The organism is Nonomuraea sp. KM90 (genome assembly GCF_052246675.1).
Lineage (GTDB): Bacteria > Actinomycetota > Actinomycetes > Streptosporangiales > Streptosporangiaceae > Nonomuraea.
Genome location: NZ_JBQQCB010000265.1, coordinates 1 through 5,472, shown reverse-complemented (window position 1 = coordinate 5,472; position 5,472 = coordinate 1). Strand labels below are relative to the sequence as shown.

Sequence of the window (5,472 nt, the reverse complement as noted above, 5' to 3'; positions counted from 1 at the left end):
CCCGGTCCCGGCAGGCCTCCAGGCTCGAAGAACCGGGCTCCCGCCCGTCACCACGACGTGGGCAAGACCACCAAACGCGCCGAAACGCTCGCCGAGCACCAGAACAGGAAGGGTTAAACGTCAAGCTGAGAGCCTGCTGACAAAGGCTTAAGTGTTAGCGGGCATGGGCCCGTAGAGGGCTGGCCCGATCTTGTTGATGTAGCCCTGGTGGGACCATTGAGACAGCTGGACGCGGAAGCTGTTGACGTTCTCGATGCCGAGGATGGCGGCCAGTTCGCTTCCTCTCCAGGCGTGCCAGGGCTGCGCGGCCAGCAGTTGCAGGACCTTGCCGCGCCGGTCGGAGCTGGACAAGACCGGCAGCGGCGGCGGTTCGCTCCAGCGGTCAGGGGGCGGCAGGCCGGCCAGTTCGCGGGGTTAGGCGGCGGGTCATCTGGTGCACGGTGGCCCACCAGATCAGGGCTTCATGATGTTCGGGCTTGCGTTCGTAGATGCGCGCCAGGCGGCGGTAGCGGGCCAGCCAGGCGGGATGGGTCGGCCGAGCGACGAGGTGTCAGCCGGGCTGATCCTTTTCCGCTCGGCCTCCCGCCGAACCGGACTTGATGGTTTCCCGATCATCCGGCTCTCCAGTGACTACTGCGTGAGCGGTGGAGCAGGTTGCCGGTGGATTTGGCCGTGGCAGGCGGCGCAGACCACGAGGGTCTTTCGTCGCCGGTTGGCCATGGCTTTGGCCCACTGGGGCTGGAGCGGCCCGGGTGCGCCGAGGTCTTTGAGAGCGCGGACGTGGTGGACCTGGACCTCGCCCGTGTGCTGGCAGATCTCGCAGATGTCCGCCAGGAGCCGTGCGATCAGCTCTTTGTGCGGATAATCGACCCGGATCGGCTGGCGGTCGGTGACCGTCGCCGTCTTCTGCCGATGGAGTGGCATCCCACCGAATCGTGCGACCAGTGGCTGCCTGCCTGGCCGTTCGAGGCATGCCTCGAAGCAGGTGCGCGGCCCATGCGGTGTGGAGATCTTGGCCTTATGCTTGGCCGCCATCTTCGACACCGACGAGCGGTGCTTGCCCGCCAGGGTCTTGAGCATCGAGGTCTCCATGACCCAGCGCAGCCGGTGAAGCCGGAAGACATCTCCGGCCAGCAGGTAGTACTGGACGATGCCCCGGTAGACGGCCCCGTAGGTCGCGACGATGGTGTAATCGCTGCCGTTGGTCAGGGCCTTCTGCTTGGCGGGTTTGCCGCGCCGCAGGTAGGGGGCGGTCTTGGCCTTGATCACATCCAGCGGGACCCGCAGCGCGACCTGCCCGTTGACCGTCCTGCGACGTCGGGTGGTCTTGCTGCTGTTGTGCTGGACAGTGATCTCATAGCCGAGGAACCGGGCCGCGCCGGTCCGGGCGTGGGTGATCAGCGTCTTGTCCGCCGACAGTTCCAGCTTGAGTTCGTCACGCAGGAACGTCGTCAGCCGCTGTTTGATCTCCTCGGCTTCGGCCTTGGGTCCGGTGAACCCGAGCAGATGGTCATCTGCGTATCTGCAGTACCGCAGCCGCCGATATCCCGGATCATTGGGGTCGGCGCTGGGCAGGCTGACCATCCGTCGCCGTAGTGTCCGAGCCTCGGCTCGGTCACCGCGTCGGCGGGCTTTGGCCAACTGGTTCTGCAGATCGAGGTAGACAGGGTTACGGGCCCTGCGTCCCCCTCGGGTGTACTCGGGAATCAGAACCGTCTCGACGAACTCGTCCAGTTTGTGCAGGTAGATCGAGGACAGGATCGGCGAGGCGACCCCGCCTTGAGGAGCACCCGACAAGGTGGCTCCCCACTTCCAGTCCTCCAGGTATCCGGCCGTGAGCATGTTGCGCACCAGCCGCAGGAACCGGTTGTCGTGGATCTTCTCCGACAGGATCTTGATCATCAGGTCGTGGTCCAACGACCCGAAGCAGTCGGCTATGTCTCCCTCGATGAACCAGGCCGTCCCGGTCCAGGTGTTGGCGATCTCCCGCAACGCGGTATGACAGCCAGGGCTGAAGCGTTCTCATGTCGTGAGACCGAGTAGCTGAAGACCGTCGGCTGGGTGGCTGCGGTAGTAGTCGGTGGCGGAGGCGATGTTGGTCCAGCCGAGCAGGCGGGCCAGGCCGATGGCCAGGTTGCGCAGGCTGGACAGGACACGCGGGGCTGCTCCGGTCCGGACCCGGCAGGCGTCTTCGTGGTAGGTGACGTCGCGGATGTGGTGCAGGGCCTCGATGCTCCAATGGCCCCGGATCAGCGCGGCGAGCTGGGCGTGGGCGATCCGGCCCGGTGGGAGGCTGGTGATGGCGTAGATGGTGACGATGGTGGTCTTGCCGGTCTTGTGGTCGGTGCGGCGGCGTTTGACCTGGATGGCTTGGGCGGCGTGGGGAAAGGGCAGACCGGGCCGGACGGCGCAGATCTTCATGCGGCGGATCTCCCGGCGGCCGTGCCCGCTCTCGTCGGTGCGGTCGTTGAGAATCGCCTCGCGCCAGGGCAGGGCCTTGAGCCGGCGCAGGAGCGTGGGCTGGTTGCCTTTGACGATGAACAGGTAGTGGCCGCCGGCCGCGACGATCTGCCGGGCGTGGTTGTGCTGGGTGTGCAGGGCGTCGGCGGTGATGACCGTGCCGGACAGGTCCAGGCTGCGCAGCAGGGGTGTGAAGGCGGGGATCTCGTTGCTCTTGGCCTCGATCTGGCGTTGGGCCAGGACGGTCTGGGTGTCGTGGCGGATGGCGGCCAGGAGGTGGACGGTGCTGCCGTGGCGGGTGCGGCTGCCGCGCAGCGTCTTGCCGTCCACGGCCAGGCCGAGCAGGGGCGTTCGGGGGGATGTCGCTTGTCTGGGTGGCTGGCAGGCGGCCAGCTCGGCGAGGTAGCCGCAGGTCGCGGTGTCGAAGGCGTCGCCGTCCAGACGGGCCAGCAGTCGTCCCAGGGTGGAGGCGGCCAGTCGTATGGCGGGCGGGAGGCCGAGCCGGGCGCGCACGCCGGGGTCGTAACCGGCGATCACTCGGGTGATCTGGACCAGGGATGTTGCGCCGCCGAGGACGGCGAGCAGGGCTAAGGCGAGTAATGGTCCGAGCCGGTAGCGGCGTCCCCTGCGACTGCGGGGATCGGGGACGGTGTCCAGTACCTCGGCCAGGGTCGGCAGGTCGACGGCTGGATCGGTGAGGGTGACGTGCTCCAAGTGGCGAGAGAGCACGTCGATCGGGGATGATGGCACGCGAACGCGGCCCCTGTTCTTGATCGACTGGCTAGACACCGACGATCATCAGGGGTCGCGTTTGTCATCTCCGCACTGGGGCGCTCTCACTCGGCCACTCGCCGCAGGGGTGCAGCAGTCTCACCAGCCGAGAACGCAACGCCCTTGGTATGACAGCCCCGCCGTGGCCGGAACCCGTGGGACCGGTCGGAGAACGTCGGCTCGTAATACGCCTCAAGCAACAGGCGCACGACTTCGCCGACGAGCTTATCCGACCATGTCGGCAGCCCCAACGGACGCGTCTTTCCGTTCTTTTTCGGAATGTGCACCCGCCGGACCGGGCGGAATCGATAGCGCTCGTGGCGCATCGCATCAATGATGCATTCGATTTTCCGCGCCGACATGCCGTCCACGGTTTCCTGCGTGACTCCGGGTGTCATGGCGCCATGGTTGGCATAAATACGCCCGTAAGCCAATAGATACAACTGCGGATTGAACAGTTGCCGATACAGTTCTTCACATGGCAGGCCGCGCCTGCCGCGTTCACGCAGGACACCCAGCACCGTTGCGGCGCTCTGCATTACGCATACCTCCCGATCTGTTGGTGTCCCGTCACCTGGCCTCCTTCGCCCGTGCAGACGGCTTTCCCGCCCTCCTTGGCCGGTCGTGACTCCGGCGACTACTACGAGGCCTCCGTCGCCTTGGGGTTCGCGCCCGACAGGCGATCCCGCGTTCGTCTCTGTTGCACGTGACAGCGTGACGTAGGCGTCCCACTCATCTCCTTGAACACCCTCGCTGGGCGTCGCCCCGCACTCCGGAGGTTGCGTCGACCGACAATCGAAGCCAACGGAGAGCACGGCACCGGTTTCAGAGGTCTTTCCGGCAGATGGGAACTTGCATCGACTGGAGATTAGGATTCAGGCAATCAAGCTTTCGCCATATCACGCGGGCCCCTCCGGCACCCCGTCCCAGACCCCCCTGAGCCCGGCCACCGGATTTCCTGGCATGCTATTGTCCCCTTCACCTTTCGGATCCAGGTAAGCCATTCGGCCCAGAAACCTCCCTCCAAGTCCCTCCCGGCTCAGCCGGGGATGCAACAGAGCGCCTCGCGGCGCACAAGGTCCGTTCCACCACCCACCTGCGGGGCAGCACCACGAAGCCGCGCAGGTCGTCGCTGCGCTTGACGATCGTGACGGCTAGGCCGAGGACCTGCCCGGCCCAGGTGACCAGCTGTCCGGCGTAGCCGCCGTCGGCCCAGACCAGGCCGATGGTGGAGAACTTCTCGCGCAGCCGGGCCAGGACCGGATGCGCGCCGTCGCGGTCTTGCACCGACGCGGCGGTGACCATCACGCACAGCAGCAGCCCGAGGGTGTCCACCACGACGTGCCGCTTCTGCCCTTTGAGTTTCTTGCCCGCGTCGTACCCGCAGGCCGCCGCCCCGACCATCTCGGCCGCCCGGACCGTCTGGGCGTCGATGCACCCGGCCGTCGGCAGCTCACGGCGCCCGGCCAGCAGGCGCAACCGACCGCGCAGCCTCCCGGCCAGCCGTTCGGGCAGACCACGCCCAGACCAGCGCACGAAGAACGCATACACCGCCTCATACGGCGGGAAGTCGACCGGCAGGGCCCGCCACTCGATCCCGTACCGGGTCACGTAGCCGATCGCATCCAGCACCGCGCGCAGGTCATGCACCATCGGCCGGCCCGCGACCGCGACCAGTTCGGCCATCACACCGCGTGCCTCGCCCTCCAGCACCGACCACTCGGCATCGGTCAGATCGGAGGGGTATGCCGGTTTCCGGCCGCGACATGCGATGCGCATCCCGGTGAGGCGCAACCGCTGGCGTTCACGGCCACGGGCGTGTAGACAGACAACCACGGGCTCCTGGCCGCTGAGCTGCTCAGACACCACCTCAGCTACCGGGAGCCCGCTCCCGTCCACCGGTCAACAGCCCAACCATGACCACACCCCGGCACTCTTCTGACCCGAGCCCGACACCAAATCCCTTTGTCAGCAGGCTCTGAGTTTGGTGGAGTCGCGTTCCTGGATTGTCATGCCACGGTGGGTGCGTTCTCGAACTGTATCGGGGTGAGCATGCCCAAGCCGCTCTGCCGTCGCTGCGGATTGTGCCAGATCTCCAGGGACTGTACGGTTTTCGGCTCTGGCCCGTAATCGGTGGTGGCGTTGAGTGAACAGCTGCCAGGCTGGGTCGTGCTCAAGATCGACGATCTTACGGATGTGGTGTTTTCGGGCCTGTCTGCCCTGGTCATCGAGGGCGTGAAG

5 protein-coding genes are annotated in these 5,472 nt (G+C 66.4%); all 5 read right to left on the bottom strand.

Annotated elements, in window-relative coordinates; all coding sequences use genetic code 11:
• Positions 1-147 precede the first annotated feature (147 nt).
• Positions 148-351, bottom strand: a complete 204-nt coding sequence (locus ACTWPW_RS62785) for a hypothetical protein (RefSeq protein ID WP_443174814.1) — start codon at positions 349-351, stop codon at positions 148-150.
• Between the two features lie 279 nt (positions 352-630).
• Complete coding sequence (locus tag ACTWPW_RS62780) at positions 631-1,992, bottom strand: reverse transcriptase domain-containing protein (protein WP_443174813.1); 1,362 nt, start codon at positions 1,990-1,992, stop codon at positions 631-633.
• Positions 1,993-2,022: 30 nt separating this feature from the next.
• Positions 2,023-3,189, bottom strand: coding sequence for an ISAs1 family transposase (locus tag ACTWPW_RS62775; RefSeq protein ID WP_443174812.1), 1,167 nt, complete (start codon positions 3,187-3,189; stop codon positions 2,023-2,025).
• Positions 3,190-3,296: 107 nt separating this feature from the next.
• Positions 3,297-3,770 carry a hypothetical protein gene (locus ACTWPW_RS62770; RefSeq protein ID WP_443174811.1) on the bottom strand — a complete coding sequence of 158 codons (474 nt, stop codon included), beginning with the start codon at positions 3,768-3,770 and terminating at the stop codon, positions 3,297-3,299.
• 439 nt (positions 3,771-4,209) lie between these two features.
• On the bottom strand, positions 4,210-5,097 hold the full coding sequence (locus ACTWPW_RS62765) for an IS5 family transposase (protein WP_443174810.1): 888 nt from the start codon (positions 5,095-5,097) through the stop codon (positions 4,210-4,212).
• Positions 5,098-5,472 lie beyond the last annotated feature (375 nt).